The sequence below is a fragment of the Aeromonas sp. S41-2 genome (assembly GCF_027705845.1).
GTDB lineage: Bacteria > Pseudomonadota > Gammaproteobacteria > Enterobacterales > Aeromonadaceae > Aeromonas > Aeromonas hydrophila.
Genome location: NZ_JAPDCG010000002.1, coordinates 772,033 through 785,767 on the forward strand (window position 1 = coordinate 772,033; position 13,735 = coordinate 785,767).

The following is a 13,735-nucleotide window of genomic DNA, read 5'->3' on the forward strand; positions in this document are numbered from 1 at the left end:
GGCTTGCGGCTAGTTCGCAAATTCCATCCATGATCTTCCAAGATCATCCACTAGGCGCGGTGCTTGCCGCCGCCCTTTAGGGCGACGCCAAGCCCTTGCCGCTTGCCGATGGTCGGCCTTCGGCCGTTGAGTTGTACGCCAGAAGGGGGGGCAGCTCCGGGCGGTTCTTTTAGCGGCTAAAACGCTGCGCCCCTCAAGTGTCAATAGGCAGGTGTTGTATGTTGTATGTTGTATGTTGTAGCGCGCTACAACATACAACAGTTCAAATCCATTCCCGGTCACGTCATGAGGCCGGCCCTTCTTTCGCGCACACGTCGAGCTGCAGCATCGCCATTTCCGGCGAGGCTGGCCATGTCCGGGCCACGGTCGACCATCGCCACATCCGACGATGCACCGAGGGCCCCATCGTCAGTTCCGACGATGGCGGCCGCCGGCGCTCGAGCTCGCATCGCCGCCTCTGACGATGTGATCCACTCTTTGACACTTGAGGGGCCGAGCGGCGGGGGATTCTCTCGGCCTCCCTCTTGGCGTTCAACCTTCCGTGCCGAATGGGCTGCCATCCCTATTTCGATGCGCGTGCCAGTGTCATCGGCTCCATGTCAACCGTTTCGGCCAATTATTGGAATGTTGTGTAGGCGGGCACTCCGTAACCTTCGGAGTAGTTCAGTTGATAACGGAGGTTTACGGACATGGCGACGACAGAAAGCAGCTATCCAGACGAGCTGGCCGCACGGCTCGCTCATCAGCAGCAGACCTCGCAGATAAAGCGCAGGGACTACCTGGCCGCTTTCATGGCGGCGCGCGCGGACGTGAAGGAAGCGATGGAGGCCGGCTACGCGCTCAAGATCATCTGGGAGCACATGCGCGAGATTGGGCGAATCCCTTTCCGCTATGAGACGTTCCTGAAATACGTTCGCCAGCACATCACCAATGCGCCGCCTGGCTCCACGGGTCAGGGCACGAAGTGAGCAAAGTCCCATGCTCAATCGCTGCAAGCGCATGGCTGAAACGCTGTTACCGGCCTCTTGGATCGCTGCAAGCACACGGACGTTGGCAATTTCCGTTGGTTTTCTCGCTGCTGGCGCGCTGTTGCGAAGCAATGGTGCGGTTACAGCGCGAAATTCGATGAGTCATACGAGACAAAAACAACGCCGTAAGGCGGGCAGGATGTGTGAAGTAGGCCCACCGGCAAGCCGGTTGTCCTTCTTCACTGTCCCTTATTCGCGCGGGGCGCTCAACGGGCATCCTGCTCTGCGAGGCTGCCGGCTACCGCCGGTTGGAGGACAAATGGGCGACGAGAATCGAATCACCAGGAAGGGCAGCCCACCGATCAAGGTGTACTGCCTTCCAGAAGAACGCGAACTGATTGAGGCGAACGCCAAGATGGCGGGAATCAGCATGGCGCGCTACCTGCGCGACGTAGGCCAGGGCTACCAGGTCAGGGGTGTCATGGACTATCACTATGTGCGCGAGTTGGTGCGAGTGAATGGCGACCTTGGCCGGCTGGGCGGATTGCTCAAGCTATGGCTGACCGACGATCCGCGCACAGCCCGGTTCGGCGATGCCACGATCCTTGCCCTGCTGGGTCGGATCGAGGCCACCCAGGACGAAATGAGCCGGCTCATGAAGTCGGTGGTGCAGCCGAGGGCCGAACCTTGAGAGTTTTAGCAGCTAAATTACCGTGTGCTGCACGCGACACAAGCCCCTTCCAGGCCGCCAGCCTGGGCGTTATCAACTCTTGGGAGAACGCATAAGGCCAGGGACACCCCGTAAGGGCCGAGAACAGAATCACCGAAGCCCGGGCCTCAGTGCCAAGGGCGATACCGATTAGCTAGTGGCGTAGCTCTTCGATGAAACCTTGCCGTGGGCAAGCGCGAGCTTGGTCAAGGCATTGCCTTTCTTTCATCGAATGGAGATTGCGACCATGAAGCACGTCCGTTTTTTAGCGGCTAAAACCGCGCTCGCCGCCGCTCTGGCCGGCAGCATCATCATCACCCCGGCGCAGGCAGGCATCCCCGTCATCGACGGCGGCAACCTGGTGCAAAACGTCATGACGGCCATCGAGTCGGTGGCGCAGACGCTCAAGCAGATCGAGCAGTACCAGACCCAGTTGCAGCAGTACGAAAACATGCTGCAAAACACAATGGCCCCGGCCGCGTATATCTGGGATCAGGCGCAGTCCACCATCAACGGATTGATGGCCGCCACCGACACGCTGAACTACTACCGGAATCAGCTCGGCAGCGTCGATGCGTACCTGGGCAAGTTCCAGGATGTGGCCTACTACCGTGGTTCGCCGTGCTTCTCGGCCGCCGGGTGCTCGGATGCCGAGCGCGCCGCGATGGAGCAAAACCGCAGCCTGGCGAGCGAGAGTCAGAAGAAGGCGAACGACGCGCTTTTCAAGGGCCTGGAGCAACAGCAGCGCAACCTTTCCGCCGATGCTCGCCAGCTCGAACGGCTCCAGTCCGCCGCGCAGGGCGCGACCGGGCAGATGCAGGCCATCGGCTACGCCAACCAGCTCGCCGCCAACCAGGCAAACCAGCTCCTGCAAATCCGTGGCCTGCTGATCGCACAGCAGAACGCCGCGACCGCCAGGATGCAGGCGCAGGCCGACGTAGAGGCGCAACAGCAGGCCGCCGGCGCGACTTCCAGGGAATCCAGGATCGAGCGCACGGCCAACCCAAGAAACTGGCTCGAACTGACCCGCTGACGGAGGCCCTGCACCATGAAGAATACGATGCTGCTTGCCGGCCTCGTGGTGGTGCTGGTGGCTGGTTGCGACAACAAGCCAGCCATCCCGCCCATGCCCGAGGTCAATGACACCAATTGCCAGATTGAGGCGATCACGAAGATCGAGGATAGGGCCACGCGCGAGAAATTCGCCGGGCTGTGCTCGCGCCGGTCGCCGGCCGCCGGCGGCATCGCGCCGACCGAGAAGCCCATGAACTGGCTCGAACTGGCCGACCCGAAAGACCAGAAGGAGGCGAAGCCATGAAAGCACTGCACAAGGCGGCGCTGATCGGCGTCGCCCTCGCGCTTTACTCCACCGCCGCGTCGGCCCAGCTCACCAACCAAGGGATGCTTGACCAGGTGGTGACGGAGTTCGCCACGCGGGCCACGTCCTGGCAGACGGTGGTGATGAATGCCGCGATGTTCCTGTTCTGGACGCTGGGCACGATCTCGCTGGTTTTCACGTTCGGCTTCATGGCGCTGCGCAAGGCCGACATTGGCGAGTTCTTCGCCGAGTTCATCAGGTTCATCCTGTTCTTCGGCTTCTTCCTCTGGCTGTTGCGCTATGGCCCGACCTTCGCCAACTCGATCATCCAGTCACTGGCCCGGCTTGGTGAGCAGGCGTCTGGGGTGGCGTCGGTGACACCCTCGGGCATCGTGGATATTGGCTTCATGATCTTGAAGCAGGCATTCAGGAACTCGTCGATCTGGTCGCCCGTGGATAGCTTCATCGGTGTGGCCTTGAGCGTCGGCATCCTGATCCTGCTGGCCGTTGTCGCCGTGAATATGTTGCTGCTTCTCGTGTCAGGCTGGCTGCTGATGTACGCCGGTATCTTCTTCCTTGGCTTCGGCGGCTCGCGTTGGACGTCAGACATGGCGATCAACTACTACAAGACCGTGCTGGGCGTGGCCGTGCAGATCATGACGATGGTGCTCCTGGTCGGCATCGGGAACGACCTGCTTTCCAGCTTCTACGCCAGGATGAACACCGGCACCCTGAACTTTGAAGAGCTGGGCGTGATGCTCGTTTTCTGCGTGGCGTTGCTCATGCTGGTCAATCGCGTGCCCCCGCTTGTCGCCGGCATCATCACCGGCTCGGGTATCGGTGGCGCTGGTGGCATCGGCAACTTCGGTGCAGGTGCCGCCATCGGTGCGGCTATGGGCGCGGCGAGCATGGCCGCCGGAGCGGCAAGCGTGGCTGGCGCGGCCGTGATGGGCGGTGCAGCCTCGGCCGCCGGCGGCATGTCGGCGATTAAAGCAGCGTTCGAGAAAGCAGGGGCCAGCGCCGGTGGCGAATCGGGCGGAATGCCCATGTTTGGTGGTGGTGCTGGCGGTGATTCCGATGCTGGATCGTTCGCGCAGGCGGCGGGCTTTGGTGGCGGCGGTTCCAGTGCCGGCACAAGTACGCCGCTCGGCCAGGCGGCCGGCTTCTATAACTCGGGAAGCTCCAGCAGTTCGGGCAGCAGCGGCCAGAGCAAGGTGGCACAGCAGACCAGCCACGCCGACAGCTCGGGCAGCGGTTCCAGCTCGAAGGCCAGCAGCGACGCCGGCAGCTCGAAGGCCGGCCAAGGTGCGGGCAGCCTTCTCGCGGCGACGGCTGCGAACCTGGCGCATGGCATTGGCGACGTTGCGAAGGCCAAGGCGGCCAGCATCCGCGACGCCGCTGCCGAACGCATCGCCGACACCACTGGCGGAAAGATCGCCGCCGCGATCCGGGCGAGCAGCCAGACAGACCAGGCGGCCGAGGATGTGCCCAGCTTCGGCGGCAACAGCCTGGCAGGGGCCGATTCGGCTGCTGCTGATCCTGATGATGAAGTGGCCACGTTCGCCAACCGCGACAAGGAGGTATGACGATGACGCCGAGAGGATTTTTCGATTGCCTGGACCTTGCCGCTACCGAGCAGCGCCAGGCACAGGCGGTTGAGGTTGAGCCGGTCGACGATCAATCGACTGATGCAGACCCCGCGGCAGAAGTTGCGGCCTTTGTTGATCGACCCGCCTCGCCCGTCATTGAGGCCACCAAGCCGGCGGCCAGGTCGGGCGGCAACGCCAGCAGCTACGGCAGCAGCGCGAGAAGCACGCCGCTGGCCGAGGCCGCCGGCTTCTACGGCACCGGCAGCCGATAAGCGCGCCGGCCGGCGTGGGGCCGGCCGACACTTCCACAACCCACCTGTTAGAGAGGTGAATCATGGCAACCCTGAATCCTACCAATGCAACGCAGGCCGTTCATCATGCAGCCGTGCAGCTCGCCGCGCTCGACTGGCTCGACCAGGACGCAGCGCGGCAGCTAGGGCCGCTCGCCGAGGCCGTCGCCAATGCCTTCATGGTCGTCTTCTACCAGGCCGAGACGGGCCGGGCGACGCCTGCTGACTTCCGCGAGGCCCTGGAGGCGGTGCGGCAGTCACTCCGTGCCGCGTAGGCACGCGCACCAGGAACAGCAAGGGCGGCCAGTGGCCGCCCTTGTCGTTTCCGGGCCTGCATCGTCATAGCCGGCGATGTGCGCCGGCGTGCTCGAGCATCGCCAGATCGGACCATGACGGCCGCTCTGGCTTTTCCCCTTGGCGTGGATCTCGCATCGTCATTTCCGGCGATGAGATCCCCGCGCACCAAGTCGCGCACATGGTGCTGCAGCACCGTCAGGAATGGCGATGCTGGCCAGCTCCCTACTCGATGCCGTGCATGACTTTGGCCCGCGCTGCAACTGCGCGGGCGTGCTCGACATAGGCCTGGTCGCCGGTGGCCTCGGCTTCGGCCAGGAACGCGGCCACGGTCTCGGTGCTGGTCAGCCATTTGGCCGGGTCAAACGGTGTCAGCATTTCACGGCCAGCAGCCTTCGTCATCTGGCGAAGTGCAATCAGTAGCTCGCCCTTGTCGCCATCCTCAAGGATGCTGTTCAGCAGTTCCACGGCATAGGCCGGGTCTTTGCGGAACGTTTCGACCATCGCGTCGTCATGTAGGCGTGCGCGCACCTGGTCAGCTTCCAAGGCATCACAGGCCGGCCACTCGCGACCAACGGCCGGCGCATCTACCCATTCGCGTTGTTCCGGCGGCAGTGGATATCCGCCGGCGGCTTCGGCCTCGGCCAGCAGCTCGGCCAGGGTGTAACGCACCTGGTCAGGCGTGGCGGCGCGGGCCGGGTCGGCCTTCAAGGCGTCATAGGCGGGGCCTGCCTTCTCATACAGCCAGTTTTCAAGGCTCTTCGGTTCGGTCATTCTTATCCCCTATTGTCAGGTCTACGCGCAGGCCGGTGCGGCTATCTGCAATCGCTTCGTCGGGTTCCTTCCTGCCCATGATGACTCCTTTGTGCGGGGATTGCTGTATTGTTTGCTAGCAGTGGCTTTCTGAGCAATCTCAAGGAAATCATCCGTCAATCTGGCAGTGCTCATGATCTTTCCCTGAACGCCCGCAGCGCCCGCGACAGGGACAGCAGGAACAAGCCGGTCAAACCGAGCGCCGCGATGACCCAATGCTCGCCGAGGAACGCGCCGGCGGTCGTACCGGCCAGCACGACGGCGAGGATGGGCAGGTGGCAGGGGCAGGTCAGCACAGCCAGTCCGCCCCACAGGTAGCCGGTAATGGGCTTGCGCTCGGGGCCGTTCATGGCAACGCCCCTTCCTGCCGGGCGACCTCGGCACGCAGCGCGCTCAACTGCACCTCCAGGCCCGCAAGCGCCCGCTGTCGCCGTTCGACGAGTTGGCGCAGCTCGGTGAGCCACACCGCCGCTTCACCCGCATCCGGCGCATCGAGCGCCCGGCACAGCCGGGTCAGCACGTCCAGGCCGACCCCCGCCTCGAAGGCGGCCCGCACGAAGCACAGTCGCTGCAAGGCGGCGTCATCGAACAGGCCGTAGCCACCCGTGGTGCAGGCGACTGGCCGCAGCAATCCGCGCAGCAGGTAGTCGCGCACGATATGCACGCTCACCCCGGCATCAAGGGCCAGCCGGGACACCGTGTAGGCGTTCATCGAACACCTCCTTTTGGTCGGTTCACGGCAATGCATATACCGTTTCGCCGAGTTCAATCCGCGCGCTGCGAATCCGATGCCGGTGCCGTAGAACATTGGGTCGATATCCGATCACGGTGTCCTAGATGACATGGTCTGCAACAGATGTCGATTAAACTCCTGGCCCAAGCCGAAAGCCTCGTGGACACTGACGATCGCCAATCCTTCCAATCCTTGATGCTTGGAGGCCCAGTCTTCCGCCGTCGGGACAGATGCAAAGAAATGTACATGGCAACAGAAGGACTGACGAACGTCGGCTGCTTCCTGCGGCAATACCAAGGACACCGCCATGCCGGCAGGTTCGACAGCCTGTATCTCGCTGGGTGAAACCGTGAGTGAAACGGGTGCTCCGGTTGCAGCGCAATGCGATGAGACGCGAGCTGTACGGCCGATCAGCGCCGGAAATATCAAGGTGTCCAGCGCGCACCAGGCATACAGACGGCGGTCGTCAATTTCAAAGACATACGAAGTCTCGCGCAAGGTGAGGCCGTAGCCGATGATGTTCCCATCTTTGTCATATTCGGTACTGGTGGCCTGTTCGAGTACGGCGGCCACTCGCTCAGCGGGCCAGTCGAGAATCCCGGCAAGTGTCGTTCGTGAAACCGGACGCCCCTTGGCGAGTTCCCGCAGTAGCGGGACCAAGAGATCCGCAGTACCATTGGTACGATTGACCGAAGTGAGACGTTCTAAAATATATGGGGCGAGCTTCATGGTTCCATCTCCTTTCATCCTGCGCAGCAGGACAATTGTTTGACATCCTTGGTGAAGGTCTGCGCCGCGAGCTTCAGCCCCTCGACCATCGTCAGGTAGGGGAACAACTGGTCAGCCAGTTCCTGTACGGTCATGCGGTTACGGATCGCGAGCACCGCCGTCTGGATCAGCTCGCCCGCTTCCGGGGCCACTGCCTGTACCCCAATGAGTCGTCCGCTACCTTCCTCGATTACCAGCTTGATAAAGCCGCGTGTGTCGAAGTTGGCGAGCGCACGCGGCACGTTATCCAGTGTTAGCAGGCGGCTGTCGGTCTCGATCCCGTCGTGGTGCGCTTCCGCCTCGCTGTAGCCCACAGTGGCGACCTGCGGATCGGTGAACACCACCGCCGGCATCGCGGTCAGATTGAGCGTAGCGTCTCCGCCGGTCATGTTGATGGCCGCACGGGTGCCGGCGGCCGCTGCCACATAGACGAATTGCGGCTGGTCAGTGCAGTCTCCTGCGGCATAAATGTGTGGCGTACTGGTGCGCATGCCCTTGTCAATGACGATGGCTCCCTGCGCATTGACGGCGACACCCGCCGCTTCCAGCGCCAAGCTGCGCGTGTTCGGCGTGCGGCCGGTAGCGACCAGCAACTTGTCGGCGCGCACTTCGCCGTGCCCTGTGGTCAGCACGAATTCGCCGTCCGCATAGGCGACCTGGCTGGCTTGCGTGTGTTCCAGAACCTTGATTCCTTCGGCACGAAAGGCGGCTGTGACGGCCTCACCGATGGCCGGGTCTTCGCGGAAGAACAGTGTGCTGCGCGCCAGGATCGTGACCTGGCTGCCCAGCCGGGCGAAGGCTTGCGCCAGTTCCAGCGCCACCACCGACGATCCGATCACGGCTAGGCGTTCGGGAATGGTGTCACTCACTAGGGCCTCGGTAGATGTCCAGTACGGCGTGCCTTTCAAACCAGTGATGGGCGGAATGGCCGGACTGGCACCAGTGGCGACCAGGCAGCGATCGAACACCACGACGCGCTCGCCGCCATCGTTCAAACGGACGGTAAGGCTTTGGTCATCCTTGAAACGCGCTTCACCATGCAGAACGGTGATGGCCGGGTTGCCATCCAGGATGCCTTCATACTTGGCGTGGCGCAGCTCATCGACGCGCGCCTGCTGCTGGGCCAGTAGTTTGCTGCGGTTAATCGCCGGCACAGTAGCCGCGATGCCATCGTCGAACGGACTTTCACGGCGCAGATGCGCAATGTGGGCGGCACGGATCATGATCTTGGACGGTACGCAGCCGATGTTGACGCAGGTGCCGCCGATAGTACCGCGCTCGATCAGCGTGACTTTCGCGCCTTGCTCGACGGCCTTCAAGGCCGCCGCCATCGCCGCGCCGCCGCTGCCGATCACGGCCACGTGCAGCGCCGGCTCGCCGCCTTCATGCTTCGTGTCGCCACCGAGCCAGCCCAGCGCCTTATCCAACAGGCCGGTAGGCTTGTTCGGCGTGTCGGCGAGCCGTGCGCGGTAGCCGAGCGCGGCCACTGCGGCTACCAGAGGGGGCAAGTTCACGCCCGCGTCCGCCTCGATTTCGGCCTGCCGCTGCGCATAGGACACCGAGGCCGAGCGCACGCCGGGCACGTTTTTCAGGGCCTGCTGGACGTGCTCGGCGCACGACGTGCAGGTCATGCCTTCGATGTGAAGGGTGATCGCTTCGGCCATGACAGTGCCCTCACTGCTTGACGCTGGAGGGGTAGCCCGCGTTTGCGGTGGCCTTGGTCAAGGCGTCGGCATTGGTCTTCGCGTCGTCGAAGGTGACGACGGCTTCCCGCTTCTCGTAACTGACCTCGGCCTTTTGCACGCCGTCCACCTTGGTGAGTGCCTTCTTTACTGTGATCGGGCACGCGGCGCAGGTCATGCCGGGCACCGACAGGGTAACGGTCTTGGTGGCGGCCCAGGCGGGCGTGCTCAGGGCGGCGGCCAGGGCGATCAGGGTGGCGAGTTTCTTCATGGCAATTCTCCTTTCAATAGAACAGCGGCAGGATGTAGGGGAAAGCGAGGGCAACCAGAACCAGGGCGGCCACGACCCAGAAAATCACCTTGTAGGCCGTCCGCACTTGGGGCACGGCGCAGACGTCGCCCGGCTTGCAGGCATGGGCCGGTCGGAAGATGCTGCGCCAGGCGAAGAACAGCGCGACGAGTGCCGCGCCGATGAAGATCGGCCGGTACGGCTCCAGCACGGTCAGGTTGCCGATCCACGCGCCCGAGAAGCCGAGCGCGACCAGGACGAGGGGGCCGAGGCAACAGGCCGAGGCGAGGACGGCCGCGATGCCGCCGGTCGCCAGTGCGCCGCGGCCGTTCTTGGGTTCCGACATAAGGTTCTCCTTCCGGGACTTCGCTTGATGCTGTAACGTTACTTCCGTAGTCAACTACGGAGTCAAGCACCATGGAGAACGCTCAAGAGAATCTGACCATCGGGGCCTTCGCCAAGGCCGCCGGGGTGAACGTGGAGACGATCCGCTTCTATCAGCTCAAGGGCCTACTGCCCCAGCCGGAGCGGCCCTACGGGGGGTCGTTTGCGGGAGAGGGCGAAATCCTACGCTAAGGCTTTGGCCAACGATATTCTCCGGTAAGATTGATGTGTTCCCAGGGGATAGGAGAAGTCGCTTGATATCTAGTATGACGTCTGTCGCACCTGCTTGATCGCGGCCGCGATAGCTAGATCGCGTTGCTCCTCTTCTCCATCCGCGTTCCAAGCTGCGGAAAGGCACCCATAAGCGTACGCCTGGTCGAGCAGGCGACGCGGATCGACGTCCAGCGCACGAGAGAATGCGTCCGCCATCTGTGCAATGCGTCTAGGATCGAGACAAAGGTCGTCTCTGTCAGCCGGATCGTAGAACATATTGGCGGCGCCAAAGCCCACTTCACCGACCAGACCGACGGGATCTATCACCAGCCAGCCGCGACTGGAGAACATGATGTTTTCATGATGCAGATCGCCATGTAGCCCACGCAGTTCCGAGGCATTGCTCATCATTTGATCGGCTATAATCGCCGCGTGGACGTAGTCAGTTTGACAACCTGCGTTTTGATCATCGCGCGCCCGCTGAAACAAAGCTGCAAAGCGATCCCGGATCGGGAGAAGGGCAGAAGGCAGGGGTTCCTCAGATGCGGCATACAGCTTCGCCATTAGTTCCGCTGCAATTTCGGTCGCCTGGTAGTCGCCGTGCTCGGCAACGATGTGAGAGAGCATTCGCTCCCCGGCATATTCGAGCAACATCAGATTGTTCTCACGACCGAGCAACCGGACTGCTCCCCTCCCATTGCGCCATACCAGATAGTCGGCCCCGCGCAGTTCATCAGCAATGTCTTCTATAGGTTTCAATCCCTTGACGATTGCAGGAGTCCCGTCTGGCAATGAAACTTTCCAAACGAGGCTGGAAAAGGTGTCCGCAATGAGAACAGGTTGCGAAACGTGCCAATGAGCAGGAAAAACAGGCGGCATGAACATCAACCCCAAGTCAGAGGGTCCAATCGCAGATAGAAGGCAAGGCGTTCGCGGTCGGGGGCTTCGATCCCCAATACATTGAATAGGACAGCGAAGGCGCGCTCTGCTTCATCTGGCGCTGCCCAGTTCTCTTCGGCGTTAGCAATCATGAGTGCCAAATCGGCATAGCGATCTGCTGTTCCGAGCCGCCCAAGGTCGATCAGACCCGTGCATTGAAGAGTTTTAGGGTCCACCATGAAGTTCGGCATGCAGGGATCACCATGGCAAACAACCATATCGGTGCGCTCTTGGTCGAGCCGCACCGGTAGCTCTCGTTCGACACGAGCCAAAAGATCGAGCTGCGGCGTACTCTTGTCCTCGTCCGGTAAGAAGTCGGGATTGACGGCATTGCGGGACACCACATCAACGGCGCGTCCGAACATTCGCGACAGCCTGCGCTCAAACGGACATTGATCAACCGATAGGCTGTGAACAGCGCCAAGTTGCTGCCCCATTGACGGCCACGCTTTGAGCAAATCCGCTCCAGACAGATCAGCCGCCGGTACTCCCGGAATTGCCGTTATCACCAAGCATGCACCCTCCTGTTCCTCCTGCCAGTTGATCACCTCGGGGCAAGCCACACCTCGACCTTTGAGCCAAATGAGGCGGTCACGCTCTCCAGCGAGCTCACCGCGGCGGGAAGCAGGTGCGATTTTCGCGAAGGCATGCCCGTCACCACGTCGAAAAACAAAATCACCAGATTCTCCGCCTCTGACAGGCAACCAGTCAGAATGCGATTCACCAAAAAAAATATTAGTTCGATTCAATGGAGGTTCCTTCAGTTTTCTGATGAAGCGCGGAGGTGGCTCAACCTGCGAAAAGAAACGAGTTGCTACGTAAGTCCGAGAACATGCTTTCCATGGTCTCTGAGCTCGCCTTTGGGACCGACATATCGGTAGAGAGTGACGCGCTCGATGCCGAGTTCCTTGCAGAGATCGGAAACTGAAGTATCGCGCTGGGCCATGGCGGCTTGCGCGAGACGCACCTGAGCTTTGGTGAGCGCGAATTTTCGTCCGCCCTTGCGACCGCGCGCTCTCGCGGAGGCGAGACCCGCCATGGTGCGCTCTCGGATCAGATCCCGCTCGAACTCGGCCAAGGTGGCGAAGATTCCGAACACCATGCGACCGGACGCAGTCGTGGTGTCGATCTGAGCGCCCTTTCCAGTCAGAACCCGCAGGCCGATCTTGCGGTCTGACAGCTCCTTCACCGTGTTGACCAGATGGGCAAGCGATCGTCCGAGGCGATCGAGCTTCCAGACCACCAGCACATCGCCGTCACGCAATGACTTGAGGCAGGCAGTCAAGCCAGGGCGATCATCACGACCGCCGGAAGCAAGATCATCATAGATATTGTCCCGTTCGACACCTGCGGCGCGCAAGGCGTCGTGCTGCAGGTCGAGAGACTGCGAGCCATCGGCTTTGGAGACGCGGGCATATCCGATCAGCATGTATCACAAACGTTGGTTTGAGGCGGCGCTTCGGCCACGATTGCATTGACCTCTGGAAATGTATCTCAACCAGCTTCATAAACAAAGCGTCTTGAACGCTATCAGATTTTGAAAAAGGAACATGTATGCCGCGTCGCGTCACTCTAACCGATCGGCAGAAAGACGCGCTGTTGCGCTTGCCGACTTCACAGACGGATTTGCTCAAGCACTATACGCTGAGTGATGAAGACTTTGGGCATATCAGGCTGCGTCGGCGCGCTCACAACAGGTTCGGCTTCGCCCTGCAATTGTGTGTCCTGCGCTATCCCGGCCGGGTGCTGGCTCCAGGCGAACTGATCCCTGCAGAGGTCATCGAATTTATCGGAGCGCAGCTTGGCCTGGGTGCCGACGATCTCGTAGACTATGCTGCCCGCGAGGAAACACGGCACGAGCATCTTGCCGAGTTACGGGGGCTCTACGGCTTCCGCACCTTCTCCGGACGTGGTGCGAGCGAGCTGAAGGAATGGTTGTTCCGAGAAGCCGAGATGGCGGTGTCGAACGAGGATATCGCCCGTCGCTTCGTAGCCGAGTGCCGACGCACCCGCACTGTCCTTCCCGCGACATCCACGATCGAGCGGCTTTGTGCCGCGGCTCTCGTCGATGCCGAGCGACGCATCGAGACGAGGATCGCCAGTCGGCTGCCTATGTCGATCCGAGAACAGTTGCTGGCATTGCTCGAGGAGACGGCTGATGATCGGGTGACCCGTTTTGTGTGGCTGCGCCAGTTCGAGCCTGGCTCGAACTCTTCGTCGGCCAACCGGCTGCTCGACCGGCTCGAATATCTGCAACGCGTCGATCTCCCCGAGGATCTGCTTGCCGGCGTTCCTGCCCATCGGGTGACTCGTCTGCGCAGGCAGGGTGAACGGTATTATGCCGACGGCATGCGCGATCTCCCGGAGGACAGGCGGCTTGCGATCTTGGCTGTTTGCGTCTCGGAATGGCAGGCGATGTTGGCCGACGCAGTGGTCGAAACCCACGACCGGATCGTCGGCCGTCTCTACCGTGCTTCGGAGCGTATTTGCCATGCAAAGGTCGCAGACGAAGCGGGGGTGGTGCGTGACACCCTGAAATCCTTCGCCGAGATCGGGGGCGCCCTGGTCGATGCACAGGATGATGGCCAGCCGCTGGGCGATGTCATCGCGAGGGCACTGTTGCAAAGTTAGCGATGAGGCAGCCTTTTGTCTTATTCAAAGGCCTTACGTTTCAAAAACTCTGCTTACCAGGCGCATTTCGCCCAGGGGATCACCATAATAAAATGCTGAGGCCTGGCCTTTGCGT

At 61.7% G+C, this 13,735-nt stretch carries 19 protein-coding genes and 1 pseudogene; 9 read left to right on the forward strand and 11 right to left on the reverse strand.

Annotation, left to right across the window (positions count from 1 at the left end):
* Window positions 1-689 precede the first annotated feature (689 nt).
* From OKC44_RS07935 to OKC44_RS07965, 7 genes are all read left to right on the forward strand, one after another.
* On the forward strand, window positions 690-968 hold the full coding sequence (locus OKC44_RS07935) for a TraK family protein (RefSeq protein WP_022579751.1): 279 nt from the start codon (window positions 690-692) through the stop codon (window positions 966-968).
* Window positions 969-1,287: 319 nt separating this feature from the next.
* Window positions 1,288-1,659: a conjugal transfer transcriptional regulator TraJ gene (gene traJ / locus OKC44_RS07940; protein ID WP_022579750.1), complete on the forward strand. Its 372-nt coding sequence runs from the start codon at window positions 1,288-1,290 to the stop codon at window positions 1,657-1,659.
* A 265-nt stretch (window positions 1,660-1,924) separates the two neighbouring features.
* Window positions 1,925-2,710: a P-type conjugative transfer protein TrbJ gene (gene trbJ, locus OKC44_RS07945; RefSeq protein WP_022579749.1), complete on the forward strand. Its 786-nt coding sequence runs from the start codon at window positions 1,925-1,927 to the stop codon at window positions 2,708-2,710.
* A gap of 15 nt (window positions 2,711-2,725) precedes the next feature.
* Window positions 2,726-2,995 (forward strand): entry exclusion lipoprotein TrbK, encoded by a 270-nt coding sequence (gene trbK, locus OKC44_RS07950; RefSeq protein ID WP_022579748.1) that lies wholly within the window; start codon window positions 2,726-2,728, stop codon window positions 2,993-2,995.
* Window positions 2,992-4,581, forward strand: coding sequence for a P-type conjugative transfer protein TrbL (gene trbL / locus OKC44_RS07955; RefSeq protein ID WP_022579747.1), 1,590 nt, complete (start codon window positions 2,992-2,994; stop codon window positions 4,579-4,581). The genes trbK and trbL overlap by 4 nt, the downstream gene beginning before the upstream one ends.
* Before the next feature lie 2 nt (window positions 4,582-4,583).
* Window positions 4,584-4,856, forward strand: a complete 273-nt coding sequence (locus OKC44_RS07960) for a hypothetical protein (protein WP_022579746.1) — start codon at window positions 4,584-4,586, stop codon at window positions 4,854-4,856.
* 62 nt (window positions 4,857-4,918) lie between these two features.
* Window positions 4,919-5,149: a type I toxin-antitoxin system ptaRNA1 family toxin gene (locus OKC44_RS07965; protein ID WP_000212713.1), complete on the forward strand. Its 231-nt coding sequence runs from the start codon at window positions 4,919-4,921 to the stop codon at window positions 5,147-5,149.
* Window positions 5,150-5,393: 244 nt separating this feature from the next.
* On the opposite strand, the gene OKC44_RS07970 is transcribed toward OKC44_RS07965, so the two are convergent.
* From OKC44_RS07970 to merT, 7 genes are all read right to left on the reverse strand, one after another.
* Window positions 5,394-5,942 (reverse strand): hypothetical protein, encoded by a 549-nt coding sequence (locus OKC44_RS07970; RefSeq protein ID WP_022579745.1) that lies wholly within the window; start codon window positions 5,940-5,942, stop codon window positions 5,394-5,396.
* Between the two features lie 170 nt (window positions 5,943-6,112).
* Window positions 6,113-6,331, reverse strand: a complete 219-nt coding sequence (merE, locus tag OKC44_RS07975) for a broad-spectrum mercury transporter MerE (RefSeq protein WP_022579744.1) — start codon at window positions 6,329-6,331, stop codon at window positions 6,113-6,115.
* The gene (gene merD, locus OKC44_RS07980) at window positions 6,328-6,693 is read right to left on the reverse strand and encodes a mercury resistance co-regulator MerD (protein ID WP_022579743.1); all 366 of its coding nucleotides are present in this window, start codon (window positions 6,691-6,693) and stop codon (window positions 6,328-6,330) included. Before merD ends, merE begins: the two co-directional genes overlap by 4 nt.
* A 111-nt stretch (window positions 6,694-6,804) precedes the next feature.
* Window positions 6,805-7,443, reverse strand: a complete 639-nt coding sequence (gene merB, locus OKC44_RS07985; RefSeq protein ID WP_000761850.1) for an organomercurial lyase MerB — start codon at window positions 7,441-7,443, stop codon at window positions 6,805-6,807.
* 14 nt (window positions 7,444-7,457) lie between these two features.
* Window positions 7,458-9,146 carry a mercury(II) reductase gene (gene merA / locus OKC44_RS07990; RefSeq protein ID WP_031294484.1) on the reverse strand — a complete coding sequence of 563 codons (1,689 nt, stop codon included), beginning with the start codon at window positions 9,144-9,146 and terminating at the stop codon, window positions 7,458-7,460.
* A 10-nt stretch (window positions 9,147-9,156) separates the two neighbouring features.
* Window positions 9,157-9,435: a mercury resistance system periplasmic binding protein MerP gene (gene merP / locus OKC44_RS07995; protein ID WP_022579741.1), complete on the reverse strand. Its 279-nt coding sequence runs from the start codon at window positions 9,433-9,435 to the stop codon at window positions 9,157-9,159.
* 13 nt (window positions 9,436-9,448) lie between these two features.
* On the reverse strand, window positions 9,449-9,799 hold the full coding sequence (gene merT, locus OKC44_RS08000) for a mercuric ion transporter MerT (protein WP_022579740.1): 351 nt from the start codon (window positions 9,797-9,799) through the stop codon (window positions 9,449-9,451).
* Between the two features lie 71 nt (window positions 9,800-9,870).
* Between merT and OKC44_RS08005 the strand changes: the two genes are divergently transcribed.
* Window positions 9,871-10,029: a MerR family DNA-binding transcriptional regulator gene (locus OKC44_RS08005; RefSeq protein ID WP_425859117.1), complete on the forward strand. Its 159-nt coding sequence runs from the start codon at window positions 9,871-9,873 to the stop codon at window positions 10,027-10,029.
* Between the two features lie 69 nt (window positions 10,030-10,098).
* Here OKC44_RS08005 and OKC44_RS08010 read toward each other — a convergent pair whose 3' ends face one another.
* The 3 genes from OKC44_RS08010 to OKC44_RS08020 all read right to left on the reverse strand — a co-directional run bounded on the left by OKC44_RS08010 (window position 10,099) and on the right by OKC44_RS08020 (window position 12,418).
* Window positions 10,099-10,935: an aminoglycoside O-phosphotransferase APH(6)-Id gene (locus OKC44_RS08010; protein WP_000480968.1), complete on the reverse strand. Its 837-nt coding sequence runs from the start codon at window positions 10,933-10,935 to the stop codon at window positions 10,099-10,101.
* Window positions 10,935-11,738: an aminoglycoside O-phosphotransferase APH(3'')-Ib gene (gene aph(3'')-Ib, locus OKC44_RS08015; protein WP_001082319.1), complete on the reverse strand. Its 804-nt coding sequence runs from the start codon at window positions 11,736-11,738 to the stop codon at window positions 10,935-10,937. The genes OKC44_RS08010 and aph(3'')-Ib overlap by 1 nt, the downstream gene beginning before the upstream one ends.
* Window positions 11,739-11,803: 65 nt before the next feature.
* Entirely contained in the window at window positions 11,804-12,418 is a 615-nt protein-coding gene (locus OKC44_RS08020) for a recombinase family protein (RefSeq protein WP_000904906.1), read from the reverse strand.
* Window positions 12,419-12,543: 125 nt separating this feature from the next.
* Here OKC44_RS08020 and OKC44_RS08025 point away from each other — a divergent pair, with 125 nt between their 5' ends.
* Window positions 12,544-13,620: a DUF4158 domain-containing protein gene (locus OKC44_RS08025; RefSeq protein ID WP_001138080.1), complete on the forward strand. Its 1,077-nt coding sequence runs from the start codon at window positions 12,544-12,546 to the stop codon at window positions 13,618-13,620.
* A 33-nt stretch (window positions 13,621-13,653) separates the two neighbouring features.
* On the opposite strand, the pseudogene OKC44_RS08030 reads toward OKC44_RS08025, so the two are convergent.
* Window positions 13,654-13,735: pseudogene (locus tag OKC44_RS08030) on the reverse strand (IS6 family transposase); the annotation flags it as partial.

Coding starts and splice junctions, on each gene's coding strand:
- OKC44_RS07935 (WP_022579751.1), top strand. CDS start 690: ATGGCGACGACAGAAAGCAGCTATCCAGACGAGCTGGCCGCACGGCTC.
- traJ (WP_022579750.1), top strand. CDS start 1,288: ATGGGCGACGAGAATCGAATCACCAGGAAGGGCAGCCCACCGATCAAG.
- trbJ (WP_022579749.1), top strand. CDS start 1,925: ATGAAGCACGTCCGTTTTTTAGCGGCTAAAACCGCGCTCGCCGCCGCT.
- trbK (WP_022579748.1), top strand. CDS start 2,726: ATGAAGAATACGATGCTGCTTGCCGGCCTCGTGGTGGTGCTGGTGGCT.
- trbL (WP_022579747.1), top strand. CDS start 2,992: ATGAAAGCACTGCACAAGGCGGCGCTGATCGGCGTCGCCCTCGCGCTT.
- OKC44_RS07960 (WP_022579746.1), top strand. CDS start 4,584: ATGACGCCGAGAGGATTTTTCGATTGCCTGGACCTTGCCGCTACCGAG.
- OKC44_RS07965 (WP_000212713.1), top strand. CDS start 4,919: ATGGCAACCCTGAATCCTACCAATGCAACGCAGGCCGTTCATCATGCA.
- OKC44_RS07970 (WP_022579745.1), bottom strand. CDS start 5,942: ATGACCGAACCGAAGAGCCTTGAAAACTGGCTGTATGAGAAGGCAGGC.
- merE (WP_022579744.1), bottom strand. CDS start 6,331: ATGAACGGCCCCGAGCGCAAGCCCATTACCGGCTACCTGTGGGGCGGA.
- merD (WP_022579743.1), bottom strand. CDS start 6,693: ATGAACGCCTACACGGTGTCCCGGCTGGCCCTTGATGCCGGGGTGAGC.
- merB (WP_000761850.1), bottom strand. CDS start 7,443: ATGAAGCTCGCCCCATATATTTTAGAACGTCTCACTTCGGTCAATCGT.
- merA (WP_031294484.1), bottom strand. CDS start 9,146: ATGGCCGAAGCGATCACCCTTCACATCGAAGGCATGACCTGCACGTCG.
- merP (WP_022579741.1), bottom strand. CDS start 9,435: ATGAAGAAACTCGCCACCCTGATCGCCCTGGCCGCCGCCCTGAGCACG.
- merT (WP_022579740.1), bottom strand. CDS start 9,799: ATGTCGGAACCCAAGAACGGCCGCGGCGCACTGGCGACCGGCGGCATC.
- OKC44_RS08005 (WP_425859117.1), top strand. CDS start 9,871: ATGGAGAACGCTCAAGAGAATCTGACCATCGGGGCCTTCGCCAAGGCC.
- OKC44_RS08010 (WP_000480968.1), bottom strand. CDS start 10,935: ATGTTCATGCCGCCTGTTTTTCCTGCTCATTGGCACGTTTCGCAACCT.
- OKC44_RS08020 (WP_000904906.1), bottom strand. CDS start 12,418: ATGCTGATCGGATATGCCCGCGTCTCCAAAGCCGATGGCTCGCAGTCT.
- OKC44_RS08025 (WP_001138080.1), top strand. CDS start 12,544: ATGCCGCGTCGCGTCACTCTAACCGATCGGCAGAAAGACGCGCTGTTG.